The organism is Amycolatopsis cihanbeyliensis (assembly GCF_006715045.1).
Classification (GTDB): domain Bacteria; phylum Actinomycetota; class Actinomycetes; order Mycobacteriales; family Pseudonocardiaceae; genus Amycolatopsis; species Amycolatopsis cihanbeyliensis.
The window spans coordinates 2,436,737-2,455,275 of record NZ_VFML01000001.1 but is presented as its reverse complement, the minus strand read 5'-3'; the positions used below and the strand labels follow the sequence as shown (position 1 = coordinate 2,455,275).

At 67.8% G+C, this 18,539-nt stretch carries 16 protein-coding genes; 11 read left to right on the top strand and 5 right to left on the bottom strand.

Annotated elements, in window-relative coordinates:
• The first annotated feature begins 5 nt into the window (after nucleotides 1-5).
• From FB471_RS10800 to FB471_RS10785, 4 genes are all read left to right on the top strand, one after another.
• A complete protein-coding gene (locus FB471_RS10800; protein ID WP_141997432.1) occupies nucleotides 6-602 on the top strand; it encodes a TIR domain-containing protein in 597 nt (198 codons plus the stop codon).
• On the top strand, nucleotides 599-2,221 hold the full coding sequence (locus tag FB471_RS10795) for a CATRA system-associated protein (protein WP_141997430.1): 1,623 nt from the start codon (nucleotides 599-601) through the stop codon (nucleotides 2,219-2,221). Before FB471_RS10800 ends, FB471_RS10795 begins: the two co-directional genes overlap by 4 nt.
• An 11-nt stretch (nucleotides 2,222-2,232) precedes the next feature.
• Nucleotides 2,233-2,841: a hypothetical protein gene (locus tag FB471_RS10790; RefSeq protein ID WP_141997428.1), complete on the top strand. Its 609-nt coding sequence runs from the start codon at nucleotides 2,233-2,235 to the stop codon at nucleotides 2,839-2,841.
• Between the two features lie 197 nt (nucleotides 2,842-3,038).
• Nucleotides 3,039-5,909 (top strand): helicase HerA domain-containing protein, encoded by a 2,871-nt coding sequence (locus tag FB471_RS10785; protein WP_342779417.1) that lies wholly within the window; start codon nucleotides 3,039-3,041, stop codon nucleotides 5,907-5,909.
• Nucleotides 5,910-5,965: 56 nt separating this feature from the next.
• Here FB471_RS10785 and FB471_RS10780 read toward each other — a convergent pair whose 3' ends face one another.
• Together FB471_RS10780 and FB471_RS10775 are read right to left on the bottom strand one after the other, a co-directional pair.
• Nucleotides 5,966-6,862 carry a hypothetical protein gene (locus FB471_RS10780; RefSeq protein WP_170220772.1) on the bottom strand — a complete coding sequence of 299 codons (897 nt, stop codon included), beginning with the start codon at nucleotides 6,860-6,862 and terminating at the stop codon, nucleotides 5,966-5,968.
• Between the two features lie 197 nt (nucleotides 6,863-7,059).
• The gene (locus FB471_RS10775; protein WP_141997422.1) at nucleotides 7,060-7,938 is read right to left on the bottom strand and encodes an AfsR/SARP family transcriptional regulator; all 879 of its coding nucleotides are present in this window, start codon (nucleotides 7,936-7,938) and stop codon (nucleotides 7,060-7,062) included.
• 268 nt (nucleotides 7,939-8,206) lie between these two features.
• Here FB471_RS10775 and FB471_RS10770 point away from each other — a divergent pair, with 268 nt between their 5' ends.
• Complete coding sequence (locus FB471_RS10770) at nucleotides 8,207-9,163, top strand: hypothetical protein (RefSeq protein ID WP_141997420.1); 957 nt, start codon at nucleotides 8,207-8,209, stop codon at nucleotides 9,161-9,163.
• 218 nt (nucleotides 9,164-9,381) lie between these two features.
• Here the strand turns inward: FB471_RS10770 and FB471_RS10765 are convergent, their stop codons facing one another.
• The gene (locus FB471_RS10765; protein WP_246076341.1) at nucleotides 9,382-10,011 is read right to left on the bottom strand and encodes a TetR/AcrR family transcriptional regulator; all 630 of its coding nucleotides are present in this window, start codon (nucleotides 10,009-10,011) and stop codon (nucleotides 9,382-9,384) included.
• Between the two features lie 120 nt (nucleotides 10,012-10,131).
• Here FB471_RS10765 and FB471_RS10760 point away from each other — a divergent pair, with 120 nt between their 5' ends.
• A complete protein-coding gene (locus FB471_RS10760) occupies nucleotides 10,132-10,986 on the top strand; it encodes an NmrA family NAD(P)-binding protein (protein ID WP_141997418.1) in 855 nt (284 codons plus the stop codon).
• A 720-nt stretch (nucleotides 10,987-11,706) separates the two neighbouring features.
• On the opposite strand, the gene FB471_RS10755 is transcribed toward FB471_RS10760, so the two are convergent.
• On the bottom strand, nucleotides 11,707-12,546 hold the full coding sequence (locus tag FB471_RS10755; RefSeq protein ID WP_141997416.1) for an SDR family oxidoreductase: 840 nt from the start codon (nucleotides 12,544-12,546) through the stop codon (nucleotides 11,707-11,709).
• Between the two features lie 94 nt (nucleotides 12,547-12,640).
• On the opposite strand from FB471_RS10755, the gene FB471_RS10750 reads away from it, so the two are divergent.
• Nucleotides 12,641-13,012, top strand: a complete 372-nt coding sequence (locus FB471_RS10750; protein WP_141997414.1) for a winged helix-turn-helix transcriptional regulator — start codon at nucleotides 12,641-12,643, stop codon at nucleotides 13,010-13,012.
• 366 nt (nucleotides 13,013-13,378) lie between these two features.
• Here FB471_RS10750 and FB471_RS10745 read toward each other — a convergent pair whose 3' ends face one another.
• On the bottom strand, nucleotides 13,379-14,002 hold the full coding sequence (locus FB471_RS10745) for a TetR/AcrR family transcriptional regulator (RefSeq protein ID WP_141997412.1): 624 nt from the start codon (nucleotides 14,000-14,002) through the stop codon (nucleotides 13,379-13,381).
• A 95-nt stretch (nucleotides 14,003-14,097) separates the two neighbouring features.
• Between FB471_RS10745 and FB471_RS10740 the strand changes: the two genes are divergently transcribed.
• The 4 genes from FB471_RS10740 to FB471_RS10725 are packed head-to-tail and all read left to right on the top strand — an operon-like array spanning nucleotide 14,098 to nucleotide 18,261.
• Complete coding sequence (locus tag FB471_RS10740; RefSeq protein ID WP_141997410.1) at nucleotides 14,098-15,465, top strand: flavin-containing monooxygenase; 1,368 nt, start codon at nucleotides 14,098-14,100, stop codon at nucleotides 15,463-15,465.
• Nucleotides 15,462-16,265, top strand: coding sequence for an SDR family NAD(P)-dependent oxidoreductase (locus FB471_RS10735; RefSeq protein WP_141997408.1), 804 nt, complete (start codon nucleotides 15,462-15,464; stop codon nucleotides 16,263-16,265). Before FB471_RS10740 ends, FB471_RS10735 begins: the two co-directional genes overlap by 4 nt.
• Nucleotides 16,262-17,038 carry an acetoacetate decarboxylase family protein gene (locus tag FB471_RS10730; protein WP_211358007.1) on the top strand — a complete coding sequence of 259 codons (777 nt, stop codon included), beginning with the start codon at nucleotides 16,262-16,264 and terminating at the stop codon, nucleotides 17,036-17,038. Before FB471_RS10735 ends, FB471_RS10730 begins: the two co-directional genes overlap by 4 nt.
• A 2-nt stretch (nucleotides 17,039-17,040) precedes the next feature.
• A complete protein-coding gene (locus FB471_RS10725) occupies nucleotides 17,041-18,261 on the top strand; it encodes an NADH:flavin oxidoreductase/NADH oxidase family protein (RefSeq protein WP_141997406.1) in 1,221 nt (406 codons plus the stop codon).
• The last annotated feature ends 278 nt before the right edge of the window (nucleotides 18,262-18,539 follow it).

Sequence of the window (18,539 nt, the reverse complement as noted above, 5' to 3'; positions counted from 1 at the left end):
GCTGCGTGCGGGGCTACGAGTTCGACGTGTTCATCAGTTACAGTCACATCGGTAGCGCGTCGAAATGGTTGGTGAACAACTTCTACCCGAAGTTTCAGGATTGCCTCGCCGACCAGATAGCGCCCGCGCCCAAGGTGTTCGTCGACAGGACGATGCACCGCGGCGTGGCCTGGCCGGAGAAACTGGCTACGGTGCTGCTCCGTAGTAAGATCCTGATCCCCGTGCTCACCCCGCCGTACTTTGAGTCGGCGTGGTGCATGGCGGAGTGGCGCAGTATGTGTGAGCGGGAGAAGGTACTCGGGATTGCCGACTCCGGCCGCCCGCAAGGCTTGATCTATCCCATTCTCTACTCGGACTCGGATAACTTTCCGGAAGAGGGGAAGATGCGGTCTTGGTGGGATTTCAAGGATGTGGCTACGCCAGAACCAGTTTTTCAGGAAAGCCCGGATTGGCTCAATTTTCACCGGAAGGTCACCGAGTTCGCTCGGGATCTCGTCGAACTGCTGCAGCAGGTGCCGGAGTGGCGGTCCGACTGGCCGGTCATCAGGCGACCTGAGCCCGTGCTGATGCCGCCACCCCCGATGCCGAGGTTCGAGCTATGACCGGGACCGTCGTCACATTCTACTCCTACAAGGGCGGGGTCGGGCGCAGTTTCGCGCTGGCCAACGTCGCCGTGCTGCTGGCTCGGTGGGGTTACCGGGTGCTCGCCATCGACTGGGATCTGGAGGCGCCCGGGCTGCACCATTATTTCGCGCCGGTGTTGCCCAAGGCGCCGGACGGCGGGGTGGTCGACCTCGCCTACGACTTCCTCGCCGGTGCGAGCGAACCGGCCGAGCGTGCCATCCGGCTCGGCATCGAGGACGGTGCCGTGGCGCTACTGGCCGCGGGTCGGCAGGACGAGACCTATACCCGGCGGGTACAGGGCATCGATTGGGATGATCTGTACGAGCACAAGTTCGCCACTTTCCTCGAGCGCTGCCGGGCGGAGTGGACCGCGAGCTACGACTTCGTACTGATCGACAGTAGGACCGGTATCTCCGATATCGGCGGGATCTGCACCGCGCACCTGCCTGATCGGCTGGCCGTCGTGTTCACGGCCAACCAGCAGAGCGTCGACGGCGCCGTGAACATGGCCCGACTTGCCGACCTCGCCAGGGATCGGCTGCCCTACGACCGCGCGGTACATCTCGTGCTGCCGATCCTGTCGCGCCTGGACAACCGGGTGGAGTACGAGCGGGCCGAATCCTGGCAGCGGAGATGCGCCGAGACCGTCGCGCCGCTGTTCAGCAACTGGCTGGCGCAAAGTGTGCCGGAGGACGTGATGCTACGGCACCTCACGTTGCCGTATGTCTCCTACTGGAGCTTCGGTGAACAGCTGCCGGTACTGGAGGAACGCGCGCCCTCGGCGGACCAGATCTCGTTCGCGCTGGAGACCGTGGCTTCGGTGATCGCGCAGCAGTTCGACCGTACCGACCTGCTCGCGGACAACCGGGATGCCTACGTTGCCTCGGCCCGCACGCAGGAGCGCGCGTACGAGTTGGACCTGCTGGTGTCGAGTCCGCGGTCGGTGCTGGACACCGCGACCGAGTTCATCGACGAACTGGGCGCGCTCGGCGTGCGGGCGCACCGGGCACTGTCCGGCGCCCCCGGCTTCCTCGACCGGAAGACCGACACGGCCAGGCACCTGTGCCTCATCGTGGACAAGGAGGTGAGCCGTTGGCAGGTGACCGAGGCGGACCGGTTCCTGCGGCACACGCTCGACGCGGACGGCGACCGCAGGCTGTTCTGCGTGTTGACCCGCGACACCGACCGCGAGCGGTTGCCCGGTTTCCTGCGTAACCTGCGACACCTCCACTTGGACACGGGGGTGCGGACTCGGCAGGTGGCGCAGCAGCTGCACGAGCTCCTCACCGACGCCCCGCAGGGCCGTGCCGACTCCACCGGGACCGCGTTGCGCGAGGCGGCGGCCGCGCTGCGCAACGTGCCGGGCGAGGTGGCGCATCGCGGGCGCTGGGCACTCATCGAGCAGACCGTGCGGGATATGACCGTGGCGCTGGACGACGGCGACCTGGCCCTGTTCCGGGACCTGACGGTGGACCTGGAACAGCTGAACGAGGTCCGTGGGAACAGTGACCGGTTCGTCGCGCCGGACGGCTTGCGCTCCCGGATCGGCGCGCTGATCGAACGGCTCGACCGGCGAATCAATGTGTACCCCAAGTGAAAGGTGACGGAATGCCGAAGTTGCTCGGGAATCCGGAGAAGGCCGCACTGTTCGCGCTGATACTGGCCGACGGGGAGGTATCGACTCCGGAACTCAAGAAGAGCTACGGAGTCGAGCTCCGCAAGGAGACGCGGGAGAGCCTGAACGAGGCGGGCCTGATCAGGAGTCGAACGGAGGCGGTCCCGCACCTGCACGAGATCACCGAGGCGGGCCGGCTGCGGTGCGAGGAGGTACTTGCCTCCGGGGAGCGGCCCCTCCGCGCGTCCACCCTGCTCGGGGTTCTCTGCACGGTCATCGCTCCCATCGCAAAGTATCTCCGGCAGCAGGACATCCGCCTTGTCGATGTGATCCACCCGGCCGACCTGGAGTCGCGGATCCGCGCGGTATATCGCGAACTGTCGATGAAGCCGCGGGACTGGGTGCGGCTGGCCAGGCTCCGGCCCAAGCTCAACGGTGCGGACCAGGAGGAGGTGGACCGGGTGCTGCTGGCGATGACCAGGACCGGGCTCGTCCACCTCGCACCGGATTCCAACCGCAAGACGCTGACCGAAGCCGACCACGCCGCCGCCATCCGAATCGGTAGCGAGTACAAGCATCTCGTGGCGATCGAGGAATCATGACCGAGCAGCTTCGCCAGGCACTTGCCGCGCTCCGCTTCAACTCCGCCGCCACACCGGACGACGTTTGGCGCGCCTCACCATCTCATGTGGACGGTTTACACGCGAGAGCCGAGCACAGCATCCGTACCGGGATCCTGGATGCGAAGGCGAGCGACGGCCCGAGCCCCATCGGGCTCACGTTGCAAGGTCAGAAAGGCGTGGGAAAGACCCACCTGCTCGGCGACGTCAGACAGATGGTACAGGGCGAAGGTGGCTACTTCTTCCTGATCGACCTCACCACCGGTGCCGCGTTCTGGGAAGACATCGCGCACGCCATGCGCAGCGAGCTGTTGCGCAAGAGTGGTGATGGGGAACTCCAGCTGACCAAGCTGCTACGACGATTGTGCGACAGCGCCGAGGTGCCCGATCCGGTCGCCGACGCCATCCTCGGCCGCGGTCCACTTGCCCGCGCCGACCTGCACGGTTTCGTCGGAGCCCTCCGCCAGGTCGACGCCCAGGTCGCCGTCGAGTGCGGTGACACCATTCGGGCGCTGGTGCTGTATGCCGCCACTGACAGTAGCCATATTGTCGGCAAACATTACCTGGCGGGGCTACCCGAGGATGACGAGGGAGAGCGAGCGGCCTGGGACCTGCAGTCGCAGCCGAAACCGCGGCGTACTCTCGTCACGGACATCTCGCGCGTGCTGGCGCTGACGGGTCCGAGTGTCGTCGCGATCGACCAGTTGGACTCGTTGATCGACAGGACGAGCACCGTGATCGACGAGCGGGCGACGGACGCGGAGATGGCCGGCGAACTCGGGCTTATCGCGGACGGTTTGATGCAGCTGCGCGAGACGACGCGACGCACCCTGTCCATTGTAGCGTGCCTGCCGAACACCTGGAAGCTACTGAACTCGGCGGCGACCGACACCGTTGCGGACCGGTTCACCGACGCACCGATCCTTGGTGCCGTAGCCGATCCCCGGTTTGCTCGGGAGCTGGTCGGGAAATGGCTCGGCGTGATCTATCAGCGAAACGACTTCACGCCGCCACATGCGACGTGGCCGGTAGCGCCGAGTGCGTTCGGTGCGGCGTGGCACACCCACACCCCGCGGCAACTGCTTCGGCGGGTCCAAGCCCACGCCGAGGAGTGCCTGCACGGGGAGATCCGGGAACTCGTCTCCTTCGACGAGGAGCTGACCGAGGCACCACAGCAGGTAGGTCCGGAACCGGGCTACTTCGCGGAGTTCGACCGCCGGTTCGCCGAGCTGCGCGAGCATGCCGATGTGGATGCCGCCCTGAACCAGCATACCGAGGACACCGTGATGCCGGAGCTGCTGCAGGCCGCGCTGGGTTCGTGGATCACCGAGGTCGGCAACGACGACAGGTCCTGGGAGACCGAGCCGGCACCGGATGGCAGTGGTCAGCTGCATGCCGGGCTGCGTCGAATGCTGGACGAGGACCGGGACGTCGCGGAGCGCTGGATGTTCCGCGCGATCGCACCGCAGCACGGCAACAAGGTGCTGCGGAAGATGCGCGAGGCCAAGGCGGCCGCGGGGATCCGGAACGGTGTGCGTCACCGGCACCTGGTGTTGCTCTACCATGGAGCGAAGGGCTGGGACGGCGCCAAGACCAGGGTCGAGGCCGGTGAGCTGGCCAGTGTGGGCAGCCCGCGACTGGAGATCAGCCGGGACGACGTCCGGACGTTCTGCGCGCTCAAGGAGATGCTCAGCAAGCAGAGTCTCGAGCTGCTGAACTGGCTGGTGGCGCGCAGGCCGGCGAGCAGGACGACCGTCCTGCGGGAGATCCTGCCCGATCCGGGGCAGTCGCCGCCAGGTCACCAGGAGACGCGGCCACCACCGGCTGCGGAGCTCGTGCTCGGAATGGACGGCGAGATCCGCATGCCGCTGGAATCCCTTCGCAAGCATGCGGTGATCTTCGCCGGCTCCGGTACCGGCAAGACCGTGCTGCTGCGCCGGATCGTCGAGGAGTGCGCGCTGCACGGAGTCTCGGCTATCGTACTGGACCCCAACAACGACCTGGCGCGGCTGGGAGACGCTTGGCCGAGCCCACCCGGGGAATGGCGGCAGGGCGACGACCTCGGTGCCGTCGACTACCTCGCCGGCACCGAGGTCGTGGTGTGGACCCCGGGACGCGTCGGCGGGCGGCCGCTCAGTTTTCACCCGCTGCCGGACTTCGCCGGGGTGCGCGAGGACGCGGACGAGTTCGCGGCCGCGGTCGAGGCGGCGGTGGCCGGCCTCGTGCCGCACGCAAGGGTCGGCGGCGGTACGAAGGCCGCCATTCGCGGCCGCGCTGTGCTGCGCGAGGCGTTGACGCACTACGCGCGTACCGAAGCGCGTAGCCTGTCCGGGTTCGTCGACATGCTCACGGAGTTGCCGGAGGGGGTGAGCAAGCTCAGCACCGCCGCCAGGATGGCTGCCGATCTCGCGGAGACGTTGCGGGCCGCGATGGTCAACGATCCGCTGCTCGGCGGTGCGGGTGAGCCGGCCGACCCGGCCGCGCTGCTCACCCCGGCAACGGGCCAGCGCGCGCGAATCTCGGTGATCAGCTTTATCGGGTTGCCGTCCGAGGAGCAGCGGCAAGGGTTCATCAGCCAGCTCCAGCTGGAGGTGTTCGCCTGGATCAAGCGCAACCCGGCGGTGGACCGGCCCCTCGGCGGGCTGCTGGTGATGGACGAGGCGCAAACGATCGCGCCGTCCGGGACCTGGACGGCCAGTACGCAGAGCACCATCCTGCTCGCCTCGCAGGCGCGCAAGTACGGGCTCGGTCTGCTGCTCGCGACGCAGGCCCCGAAGGGTCTGCACAACCAGGTGATCGGCAACACGACGACGCAGTTCTTCGGCCGACTGAACAGCCCGGCGCAGATCGACGCGGCGAACGAGATGGCGAGGGCCAAGGGAAGCACGGTGGGGGACATCTCGCGGCTGGAACGAGGACAGTTCTACGTCACCGGAGAGACCTTCGGGTTTCGTCGCATGCGCGCGCCACTGTGCCTCAGCTATCACCCGGCGAGCCCGCTGCGGCTGGAGGAGGTGCTGGAACGCGCCCGCAACGGGCGGCCGTCCTGATCGCCCACCAAGGACGCGCTCCTCATACCATGCTGAGGAGCGCGTCCTGTGCGAAGTTAGCCGATGGTCGCCGCGAGCACCGCGTCGATTCGTTGCCAGAGCGCGGTGAACAGTTCCTCAGGGGTGTAGGTGAGCGGCTCGGTGCCGTCGCGGCCGAACACCGACCGGTCGTGCAACTCCAGCTTGGCCGTGCTCGTACCGGTGTCGTACACCGGCCGTGCCCAGCCGTTGGTGCAGGCGCTCCCGGCATCGTGCCTGCCGACCACGAAATTCACCGTCTCGTCTCCGCCGATGCCGCCGCGCTGGATGTCGAGTGCGTACAGGGTGTCGCCTGCCCGTTCGATCCGCAGCGCGATCCGTGAGTCGCCGCGGTGCACCGTGCCGACGAGCCCGCGCCGGGCCAACGCCGGCACGGCCGCGGCGAACTGCTCGCCGAGGTAGCGCATGGCCGCGTCCTGCTCCGCGTAGCGGCTGAAGTCGGCAGGCGCGGCCGCGGGCGGCTCGATCTCCCTCGCCTGAGTGACTACCGCGGCAAGCCGAGCCAGATCCCACCCGGCGGCCTCAGCCTGCTCGACCCGGGTGGCGAGCGCCTCCGCGATCGAGTGCGGCTGGGACTCGGTGCCGCGCAGGTACTGCACGTGTGGATGCAGTAGGCCGACCGGCACCGCCACGTCGTCGATTAGCACCGGTAACACGTGCTGGTCCCCGGCCTTGACCGCACGCAACATGGCGGCGGAAAACTCGTCCGCTGTGGACACGAACGGGAGGAAGAACCTGACCTGGGCTTCCGGCAGGTCACCTTCGTCCTTTCCGGCCCACCACTGGTGGGTCTGCCCGGGCCCGTGCAGCACGGTCAACCCGCGCTGCCGGCACGCCGCCACCACCTCCTCGACGGTCGTCTCCTGCTCTTCGGTGAACGACACCGCGAAGTCGTAGCTGGCTACTTCGCTCACTAGCCATACCTCCCTGCTCATCCCGACCCCTGGCCGGACTTTGGCGTACCCGGCCCATTTTTGGGTTGCCGTGTGGAGCGGAAGTGGATAGCGGGTGGATGTATTGTCCGCCGTTTTCCGGTTGGGTCGAAAAACGGTCAGTTCCTTGCTGGCAAGCTAGTGACATGAATCATCAGCGATGGTCCGAGTAATTTCGGTCAAACGTTCCCATGAGCCTGCCACCGCCACGAAGGATTTGTCATGTGCGTATCGCGCGCGCCGGTCGAGATCGGATTGACATCCAGCACACCGAGTTCGACCAACAACTGCGTGATCGCGTTGCGGCCGGTGAACGCGTCCGCCTGGAACGGCAGGGAATCGGTTGGCTCGCCGCGTTCCGCGCGCGCGGCAAGGCTCCGCAACACGAGCCCCGGCTCGACCCCGAGTTCGGCGAGCGCGTCCCTGGTGCCGTGAAAGACTCGGACCACCGCTACCCGGTCACCGTCGGCGAGCAGGGAACGCATCAGGATCTCGGCATGGCGCTGGCTGGCCGGATCCGCCCGTACCACGGGTCGCAGGCGGTTTCGAGCCGATCGGTGATCCCCGGTTTCCACTTCCAGCTCGGCCAGGTCACCGACCGCGTCGAGGTGGCTGTCGTCCGGAGAGATCACCTCGGGGCCACCCACCCGGTCGATGTCGACGTCCTCGAGGAACCGACCGCGCCACAGGCCGACCGCGGCGCGCAGCAACTCGACCGCGCGGTGCGGGTCCTCTGTTCGCGCTACCTCGGCCTCCGCCCGCAGCCGGTCGAACCGGGCTGTGTCCAGTTGTTCCGCGCCGACCCGCAGCAGGTAGCCGGTCGGCATGGTCTCGATACGCACGTTGCCGACGTCCTGGAATGCGTTGCGTAGCTTGTTGATGTAGCCACGCACCAGATCGCGACGGGCCGGGTTGCTGCCCCAGACGATCTCGGTCAACCGGACGGTGGACACCGGTCTGTTCGCGTGCAGCAGGAGTACGACGAGGACAAACCGTTGCTGCTGATCCCCCAACGGGATCTGGGACCCCTCGTGCCACGCCTCCAACGGGCCCAGCATCCGAAACTCCATTACGCCTCCCCATGGTGGGTTTGCTATCCGCGAGTCACATCGCGCCAGGGGCCGTCCGTGTATCGGCGATTCAGCATTCCGTCCACGTTTCGTCAACACGGATCGGCTCCAGTTTCGGCGGAACCGCGGTGATTACGCCGGTGACGCCTAAGTCATCGGTTCGGGCCATGCACGAACTGTCCACCTCTTGTCCACCAGTCGCCGCAGGTTGTCGGGGAAGGAGATGCCGTGGAGATCCGTTGGAGGAGACCGGACGATGAGTGGGCGCGCTGAACTGGTCCGCGAACTGAAGTCGCTCCGTAAGGGACGTGGCCTGTTCGCGGGCAGGGTATTGGAGCGGGTCGGTCCGAACCTGCGTGCGGTGTGCGAGGTATGGGACGGCGACGGTCCGGCGGCTGTCCGGCGGAAAGTGGCCACCAGGCTGGCCGAGTTGGCCGAGCACTTGCCCGCGGACCTACGCTTGGCAGCACTCGCGGCGTTCGCTGTCAACGACGAGGTCAGGTTGCCGCGTTACCAGGATCGGGTGCTCTGGGTGGCGATCAGGCTGGACCGCGACCAGCGCACGGTGCGCCGGCGAGTGGACGAGGCGATCGACCAACTCGCCGAACTGGCTTTCGGTGCGCCGCATGGTCGAACCGGCGAGCCGGCAGGCGCCTGGCGCACCACCGAGCTACTCGTGGCGATGGCGCTGGACCGGGAGCGGCCCGAGGTGCTGGAGCAGCGCCGGATCGTTGCCGACCAGGATGGCCTTCGCGAACTGGATCTCGCGGTCTCGCTCCCGGCCGGGCGGTGCGCCATGGATATCGGCGTGTTCTACGGTGGCACGCCGGTCGATGACGCTATGGCGGCGAGCAATCGCCTTGGCGTCGCGCTTGCCTTGCCGGGGCCGCTTTCCAAGGGCGAGTCCCACGACGTCGCGGTGCGGTTTCGGCTGCCGGCCGCGCATGCGATGCGACCCTACCTGGTGTGGGTGCCGAGACGACCGTGCGAGCTGTTCGACCTGCGGGTGCGGTTCGGACGGGACATGGTGGCACCGCGCGTGTGGACACTGCACGGCGCAGCTCTGCGGGATGTGTCCGATCCGGTTCGGTACGGCCACCAGTACCCCGTGGACCGGGCCGGCGAGATCCACTTGCGGTTTCGCCAGCTCACCCCGGGCTTGGCCTACGGAGCGCGGTGGGAACCGGGTAGCGAAGTGTCGAGTCACGATTGAGTCTTGGCTGATTCTCGGTTTGGTACCGTCGGGTGCGCGGATGTTCTCGGATTGCGGCTCCGACCCGACGCCGCGCGGCGAGGTGGAGGAGCAGCGCAGGAAGCCCGGGACTGTGTCCGGAGCGGTGTTTTCGGTTCGACACGCTGAGCCTGGGTTCGGCGGGGTGGGCACGATGAGTGATGACACTGGCCCAGGGCAGGCTGCTCAAGGAGCTGTCATCACCCGGCGGCAGTGGGCTGTCGCGCGTGGATTCCGTCGAGCACGTGGGTGGTTCGGCGGTCGTAGTCGTCCCGCTGTGGGCGGGTTCCGTGTTTCAGGGCGAGTGCGCTGTCGTGGAGCAACGCATGGAGGTCGTCGGCCGTGAAATCGGACCGCACTGCGCCGCAAGCGCGTCCTGCCGCGACGAGTTCGTTGTGGATCTCGGTGCCCGCCCGGCAGATCGCCATGAGACTCGTTGAGTCGGGGTAGGTCTGCAGCATGGTGTCCACGACGGCGGGCTGGCGGTATTGCAGGTCGCGGATCGCGGCCACGTAGTACCTGAGCTGGTCCCCGGCTTCAGCGATGGATCGGGTGCGGTCGATGATGGCGTACAGCTCGGTTGCGACGACTTCTTCGATCACGGCCTCGATGAGGCCGATCCGGCCGCCGAACCGGTTGAATATCGTGCCCTTGCTCACCCCCGCCACGTTGGCGACCTCTTCCAGCGGCACGGTCAGCCCTCTGCCCTGGAAGGCATCGATCGCCGCGCGCCTGATCTGCTCGGCATTGCGCTCGGCATCGGCACGCAGCCGAGGTTCCGAAGGTGCCGCACCGGCCATGCCATTCACCGCCTCCCGAACCTTCGCCACAATTTGACTCGCAGGGTCAGCTTACCTAGTGTCGTCAACAGGGCGAACCTGACCATAGTGGTCAACTTATGAACATCGCCCACCAGGCCGGATGTGCATTCATAGGGAAGGACCACATGCATGATCGTTGTCACCGGGGCTACCGGCGGGCTTGGCGGCGCGACCGTCGAACACCTCCTCAAGCGCGTACCAGCCGACCAGATCGGGGTCAGCGTCCGCGATGTCGCCAAGGCGCGACCATTCGCCGACCGGGGTGTCCGCGTGCGACACGGGTCCTACCAGGATCCGGCCGCGCTGCGCGACTCGTTCGAAGGTGCCGAGCAGGTACTACTGGTGTCCGGCAACGACCCGACGGCTGACATGGTCAGCCTGCACCGCAACGCCATCGAGGCAGCCGTCACGGCAGGTGCCCGGCGAATTCTCTACACGAGCCTGCACGCCGCCATCCCTGGCAATCCGTACCCGCCGTCGGAAGTCCACATCGCCACCGAAGCGATCCTCGCCGAGTCCGGGCTCGCCTGGACCGCATTGCGCAACGGCGCCTACGGCACGCTGGAACAGGTGCTCGGCCCGTGGCAGCAGACCGCGGTGATCGCCCAACCGGAGGACGGTCCCGTTCCGTATACCGACCGTGCCGAGGTAGCCGAGGCCACTGCGGTCATCCTCGCCGGTGACCGCACCTTCGACGGCCCGGTCACCCTCACCTCGCCGACCGCCGTCACCTTCGAGGACGTCGCCAAGATCGCCTCTGACCTCACCGGCCGCACGATCAAGCGCGTCGTTCTGGACGATGAACAGTGGGTGGCCGACCAGATCGCAATCGGTGTACCAGAGCAGGTGGCCCGACTCATGCTCACCTTCTATCAGGCCAGCCGAGCCGGCTACTTCGCGGAAGCCAGCCCGCTGCTGACCGAACTGCTCGGTCGCGAACCCAGCAGCGTCGCCGATCGGCTCGCAACCCACCTCACCGCTTAAGAGCCGATTCCAGGTGAATGCTGCGTTGGTCCTCCGGCTGGATCTGCCAGTGAGTTCGACACTCGGCTCAGTTGACCGTTAAGCGTGCGATCAACATGGCGAGCTACCGATGATTACCTACACGCGGGTGCAGGCCGCGCTCGGGCACGTCGGCTAGGCGTGTCCACGCATTGTCCACGGGCACCCGTATGGCGCCGGGTGCAGCCGGGTAGCACGAAAAGCAGGCCTCGACTGGCGTTTTCGCTGGTCGAGGCCCGTTTTTCGTGGTCCGGCGGGGGCGCACCCAACCAAGCCAGTATACGAACCTGAACCTGCTGGTCAGCGGCTTGTCGGTGGCTGTCGAGTCAGCACATGCGAAGATGCGCCGTACCGGCTACCGGCGAAACACGGTGGCCGGTAACGGAGGGTAGTGCCAGTCGTTTTCCGGTTGTTTGAACCGCGCTTCGCTGGCCGGTGCTGACGTTCTCTTCTGCCGATGAGCGGATGTTTCGTGCACAGGTTTCGGCGGCCTTCGTTTGTGACGCGGTCCGGTTGCGATGTTCGGTGACTGCGGGCGGGGGCCCGTGTCGGTGTTCGGGGCCCCGCCCGCGTTGGCAGGGCGGTCGGTGGTGAGTGTCAGTTCCGAGCCATAGCGCCATCGTCAACGTCGGATCAGGTTCTTCGGCTAATCGGCGGTGGATCGGCGAGTACGCCGAGCAGTTTCGGAGGCGCTGATCGGTCTCAGTGGAATGCGGCGATGTTGTGGGCGGCCCAGTCGGCGAAGGGGCGCGGGGCGCGGCCGAGGACCCGCTGGACGTCCGGGCTGACGCGCAGTTCGGCCGGGCTCGGGGAGCTGAGGATGTCCAGGGTGTCGTCGGCGAGCTCGGCCGGCATGCTCTGGGTCATGCTGGTCTTGGCCTCGTCGCGGGTGAGGTCGTGGAACCGTACCGGCGAGCCCAGCGCGGCGGCAATGGCCTCCGCCTGCTGGCGCGGGGTGATGACCTCCGGTCCGGTCAGCTCGTACACGCCGCCGGCGTGCCGGTCGTCCAGCAGGCAGGCCGCGGCGACCTCGGCGATGTCCGCCGGGTCGATGATGGGCACCCCGATGTCGCCGAAGGGCGCGGCGACGACCCGGCGCGTGCGGACGGATTCGGCCCACCACAGGGCGTTGGAGGCGAAGCCACCCGGCCGCAGGATGGCCCAGTCCAGGCCGGATTCCCGCAGCACGTCCTCCAGCGCGCGCATCGCGATCCGCGTCGGGCCGTGGGGTCTGGTCGCCACCGCCAGCGAGGTCTGCAGGACGACCCGACGCACCCCGCCGGCCGCGGCCTTGCTGAGGATGTCGGCCGGGTTGGCTCCGGCGGCGTGCAGATCGCCGGGCAGGAGTAGGAACAACGCCTTCGCCCCTGCCAGCGCGGGCTCGAGGCCGGACGGTTCGGCCAGGTCGGCCACCACGTGGCGGACGCCGTCCGGCACCGCCGCGGCGTGCCGCGACACCGCCGTCACCTGCTGGCCCGCCTCGGCCAGCGCCTGTGTCAACGGCCGGCCCACATTCCCGGTAGCCCCGGTCACCACAATCATGAACAGCTCCTTTGTCCGAATGTCCTCCGTGACCATGACGCTAGGAGACCGGGCTAACTCTTGGTAAGGACATACTTTCAGGTAAGCTCATCCCGTGACGGGAGGCGCGCAGTTCACACAGACCGATGCCGGGGCGCGGTATGAGGTGTTTCACACCGACTGCCCCGCGCGCGATGTGGTCGACCACGTGACCAGCCGCTGGGGCGTCTGGGTGCTGATCTCCTTGCGGGGCAACGCCCTCCGGTTCTACGAGCTGCGCGAGAGCATCCGGGGCGTCAGCGAGAAGATGCTCGCCCAGACCCTGCGTGCTCTGGTCCAGGACGGCCTCGTCTGGCGGGAGGTCGAGCCGACGACGCCACCTCAGGTCACCTACGGGCTGACCGAGTTCGGCCGGGACATCGGCGAGCCGCTGACGGAACTGTTCGACCGGATCACCCGGCGACTGCCACCGCGCAGCGCGGAATAGCGTGGCAGCCGCCGACCACGGAGGCACATCCAGCGCGACCGAGCAGCTCACGACACCGAGGACCTGGCCCGGCTGGTCCGCATCACCCTGCCAGGAGGAGGGCCTGAGCCACGCAACGTCCTGTCATGCCGCGAAGCGCGTGGCTGCTGAGGGGCGGGGAGTGTCGCGACACCACGCGTACACGGCGCAGGACTTCGCGCGTGCGGAGTCTGGCCGAACCTTGAGGCCTCGGACTTCAGGACGTCGAGTGGATCCGCCGCGACGGCTACCGGCTGACGAGGAGCAAGGTGGTTAAGCCCGGTTGACGGTCCGCTCGTAGGCGTTGCCGGCCGCCGACGTCCCGGCCGCGCGATCAATCGCGGCGGGTTAGTCGATCGTGAAGTTCGCGTGGATGAGATTGGTGGCGAACGCGGTGATGCGTTCGGGTGGGAAGTGGTCCGGTTCGGCGAGGACGAGCCGGCCGGCTTCCCAGAGCAGGGCATAGAGGCCGCGGGCGAGTAGCGCGATGTCGGTGTCCGGGGCGTTCGTGGCGATCGGCTGGAGGAGGTTCTCCAGGGTTTCGATGAGCGTTCGTCGGTTGCGCTCGACTCGTTCGCGAAATACGGGCGTGCTGCTGTCGACGAGCATGAACGCGGCGCGCCAGCGGTCAGGGGCGGCCAGCACCGCGCGGAGGAAGCCGTCGAGCGAGGCAATGGCCGCTTCGGCGGAATCGCTGTGCTCCGTGGCCGGCATGACTTCGGCGAGCTGGGCGTTGATCGCCTGCTCTTCGCGGTCGAGGGAGGCACGCAGCAGTGCGTTCGTGTCGTCGAACAGGCCGTAGACGACCGGCCGTGTCACGCCCGCACGACGGGCGACGGAGTCGATGGACACCTTGTGGATGCCCTGCTCGACGATGATCTCCAGCGCGGCGTCGAGTAGCTGTTCGCGTCGCTCGGCCGGCGCCTTGCGCGGCGCGTACGGCCGGTTCCGGCGCTGTGTGGTCTCGGCCATGTGCTCGTCTCATGTGCTTGACAGATGGACCTTGCGTGGCAATGCTACACATATTGAAGCTACAGTGTCTGTATCTTTCTGGGTGAGGACTTCGCGTGGGACAGCGGTACTGCATCATCGGTGCGGGTTACGCCGGGAATACGCTCGCTCGGGCGTTCCGGCAGGCCGGGCTGGAGTACGACCAGTTCGAGGCCACCGGCGCGATCGGCGGCAACTGGTCACACGGCGTCTACGACTCGACGCACCTGATCAGCTCCGCGAAGTCCACCCAGTACGCCGAGTACCCGATGCCCGCGAACTATCCGACGTTTCCGAGCCGGGCGCAGATGCTGGTCGACCTCAACGACTACGTCGACCACTTCGGCCTGCGCGAGAACATCGAGTTCGACACCGAGGTGACCGCGGTCCGTCCGCTCGACCGGGACGGGATGGTCGGCTGGCGGGTGACGCTGTGGACTGGCGAACAGCGTGACTACGCCGCTGTGGCGGTGGCCAACGGGCACTACTGGGAGCGCAACCTTCCCCGCTACCCGGGTGAGTTCACCGGCAAGCAGTTGCATTCCAAGGACTACAAACGTCCGGCTGACTTCGGCGACGGCGGCCGGGTGCTGGTGGTCGGCGGCGGGAACTCCGGTGCGGACATCACCGTGGAGGCGGCCGCGACGTTCGGGTCGGCGGACCTGTCGATGCGCGACGGCCTCTGGTACATCCCGAAGGTCATCCTGGGCATCCCGGCGGCGGAGTGGGACAAGGTATGGATGCCGCTCTGGCTGCAGAGGGTCTTCTTCCATGCGCTGCTGTACGTCTCTTTCGGCAGCTACCGGCGCTACGGGCTACAGAAGCCCACGCACAAGTTGTTCGATAAGGACGTCACGGTCAACAACACCCTGCTGTACGCGCTGCGCCACGGGAAGGTCAAGCCCCGCAAGGAGATCGCGCGGTTCGACGGAAAGACGGTGCATTTCGTCGACGGAACGTCGGGGGAGTACGACACCATCGTCTGGGCGACCGGCTACAACACCAGATTCCCGATGCTCGACGAGTCGATATTCATCTGGGAGAACGGGCAGCCGCTGCTGCTGGAGCACGTCATGGTGCCCCGCTACGCCAACATCTACATCTGGGGCCTGGTCGCACCGCGTGCCGGCGCCGGGAAGATCCTGTCCGAGGGCGCCGACATGATCGCCGAGGCGGTCGCCGCGCAACGGTTGTTCCCCATTCCCCTTTCGGACCTGCTGGCCAGCCGGGTGAAGCCGCGCAGCTCGATCCTGGCCGGGTCGTCGGAGGTCCTCGGCAGACTCCGGATCCTGCGCCGTTTCCTGCGGATCTACGTACGGCGCGCCCGGCTTCTCGGCGGCGGCCTCGCCAGCCGGCGCCGACGCCGCGAAGTCACCACCCATAGGCACGGCGCGTCGCTCAAGGCGCTCCACGACCAGCACACGACCGAGGAGCTGTTCGCATGAGCCTGCCGACACCGACGCCACGTAACCGTGCCGTCGTCACCGGCGCGTCTTCCGGGATCGGCGCAGCGCTCGCCGAGGGCCTGGCCGCCCGCGGCTACTCGCTGATCCTCATCGCCCGCCGGGAGGACCGCCTGCGCGAGCTGGCCACCAGGCTGAGCGCGAAGCACCGGGTCGAGGCCGAGGTGCGCCCGTGCGACCTCGGCGACCCCGGCCAGCGCCCCAAGCTCGCCCACGAGCTGTCCGAACGCGACATCGCGGTGCTGTGCAACAACGCCGGATTCGCCACTTACGGGCCGCTGTCCACCCTGACCGGCGAGCGGGAACGGCTGCAGGTCGAGGTCGACGTGGTCGCGGTGCACGAGCTGACCCTGGCCGTGCTGCCCGGCATGCTGGAGCGCAAGGCGGGCGCGATCCTGATCACCGGCTCCACCGCGGGCAACCAGCCCGGCCCGAACAACACCACCTACGCGGCGTGCAAGGCCTTCGCCAACACCTTCAGCGAGTCGCTGCACGGCGAGCTGGCGGGCACCGGGGTGAGTGCGACGCTGCTCGCGCCCGGTCCGGTGAAGACCGAGTTCACGCGGGTCGCCGAGGTGTCCGCGCTGGACAAGCTGGTCCCGGCGCCGCTGTGGGTGTCGGCCGAACGGGCCGCGCAGCTCGCGATCAAGGGGATGGCCAAGCGGAAGCGTCGCGTCATCCCTGGGTCGTTCGCCAAGACGCAGACACTCGGCGGGCAGTACACCCCGCGCGGGATCATCGGGCCGCTGCTGCGCACCGTGTACGGACGGCTGAAGCCATGAGCGGCTGGGAACCGGCGCAGCGCACCGCGGGCCGCGGCCTGGTAGCCGACTTGCGGCGGATGCTGTCCCTCGGCGGTCCGTTCGGCACGCTCTACCGCGACGCGCACTACTTCAGCGCCACCATCGAGGTCGACCCGGACGCGACGAAGCCGTGGCTGCCCTTCGGTGTTCGGCTCGCGGAGCCCGCGCGGGCGGAGGTGTTCACCGCGTTCTTCCCGGACTGCAACTACGGGTCGGTCTACCACGAGGCGGGCGTGTTCGTGCATATCAAGGCGGGCCGCAAGGTGGGCATCCACTGCCCGTGGATGATCCTCGACGATGATGTCGCGCTGATCCTCGGCCGCGAGCTGCTCGGCTATCCGAAGAAGCTCGGCGAGATCGACTGGACGCTCGACGGCGACGCCGTCCACGCCGAGGCGAGCCGCCGCGGCGCCACGGTGATCTCGATGGGCGGCAGGCTCGGCGTGCGGATCGACGACCCGCCGCCGATCCTCGGCCGGCCGCACCGCAACGTGTACGGCCTGATCGGCGCGGCCCTCCCGCGCGTCGTCGCGTTCACGCCGGGGGAGCGCGTGATCGAGGTGCGCCAGGTGGAGGACTTCCAGCTCGTCATCGGCGGCTCCGAGCGCGATCCGATCGACCAGCTGGGACTCGGACGCGTCGTCGAGGCTCGGCTGCACCGCGTCGACCTGACCATGGGAACGCCGCCGATCCCGATCCGCCCGCTCACGCCGCTGTTCACCGCTGCCCGACTCCGACCAAGGGTGCTGTAGACATGACGATTCTCGCCGAGAACCTGAAACTCCCGTGTGGCGCGACGCTGCCCAACCGCCTGGCCAAGGCCGGGATGAGCGAGCAACTCGCCGACCGCGCGGGCAGGCCGACCGACACACTGACCCGCCTCTACGCCACCTGGGCGCGTGGCGGCGCCGGCCTGCTGATCACCGGCAACGTGATGATCGACCGCTGCGGGCTCGTCGAACCGCGCAACGTGATCCTCGACGACGACCGCGCGCCCGCCGCGTACAAGTCGTGGGCCGATGCCGTGCACGCAGGCGGCGCGCAAATGTGGATGCAGATCAACCACCCCGGACGGGTCGCCACAGTGCCGCTCAACAGGTGGCCGCTGGCGCCGTCGGCCAGCCGCGAGCCGGTGCCGGGCTACAACCTCCGCCGTCCGCGCCAACTCTCCGGCTCCGATATCCAGGACCTCGTCCGCCGGTTCGCGCGCACCGCCGAGCTGGCTGTGGGCAATGGCTTCGACGGCGTGCAGGTCCACGCGGCACACGGATTCCTGCTCTCGCAGTTCCTTTCGCCGCTGGCGAATACGCGCGACGACTCCTACGGCGGGGACGCGGCCGGCCGTCGCAGGCTGCTGCTGGAGGTCGTCGACGCCGTGCGTGCGGCCATCGGGAGCGGCGTGCCGATCGCCGTGAAGCTGAACTCGAAGGACTTCCAGCACGGTGGCCTCGACGAAGCCGAGTCCCTCGACGTGGCCCGGGCGCTGGCCGGCGCCGGGGTGGACCTGATCGAGATCTCCGGCGGCAACTACGCCGAACCCGCCATGACCGGCGTGCACGACCGCGGGCGGCTGGCCGGCAACAACCCGTACTTTCTGGACTATGCCCGCAAGGTCCGCGACGTCGTCGACGTCCCGCTGATGCTCACCGGCGGCGTCCGGACCCGCGAGACCATGGAACGCATCGTCGCCGAGGGCGCCGCGGATGTGCTCGGCATAGCCCGCCCGATGGCCTTCGTGCCGGACTACCCGGCCCGGATCCTCGCCGGCGAACTCGAGCCGGAGCTGCCGAAGGGCCCACCGCGCACTGGCTACCGACCCGCCGACGGCTACCTGCAGCTGGCCTACCACAACGTCCAGTTCCACCGGATGGCCAAGGGTCTCGCGCCGCAGGTCAACCCCGGCCCGGGCACCGTCGCCAGGGCCATCGCCGTGATCAGCCGGAACTTCGTGTCCCAGGCGGTCGTGCCCCGCTGAGCATGACCCGCCTCGCGGTGGTGCCCCCTGAGCACGAACGCCGAGGTGCTGCGACAGCGAAGTCGACGGGACCGCCTGATCCGCACAGGGTCGAGCTGACCGCCCGAGCCCGTGACGTGACCTGATGACCGTCACGTTCACTGACGCCGCGGCTCGGCCTTCGCCACCGAGAGCGCTCGCTCATGGCTAAGCGCGTGGCTATTGAGGGGTGGAGGCAGTGACCCTACGTAAGGTTCGTGCATTGCCTTAACCTCTTGTGCCGCAAAACGGGACGTTTC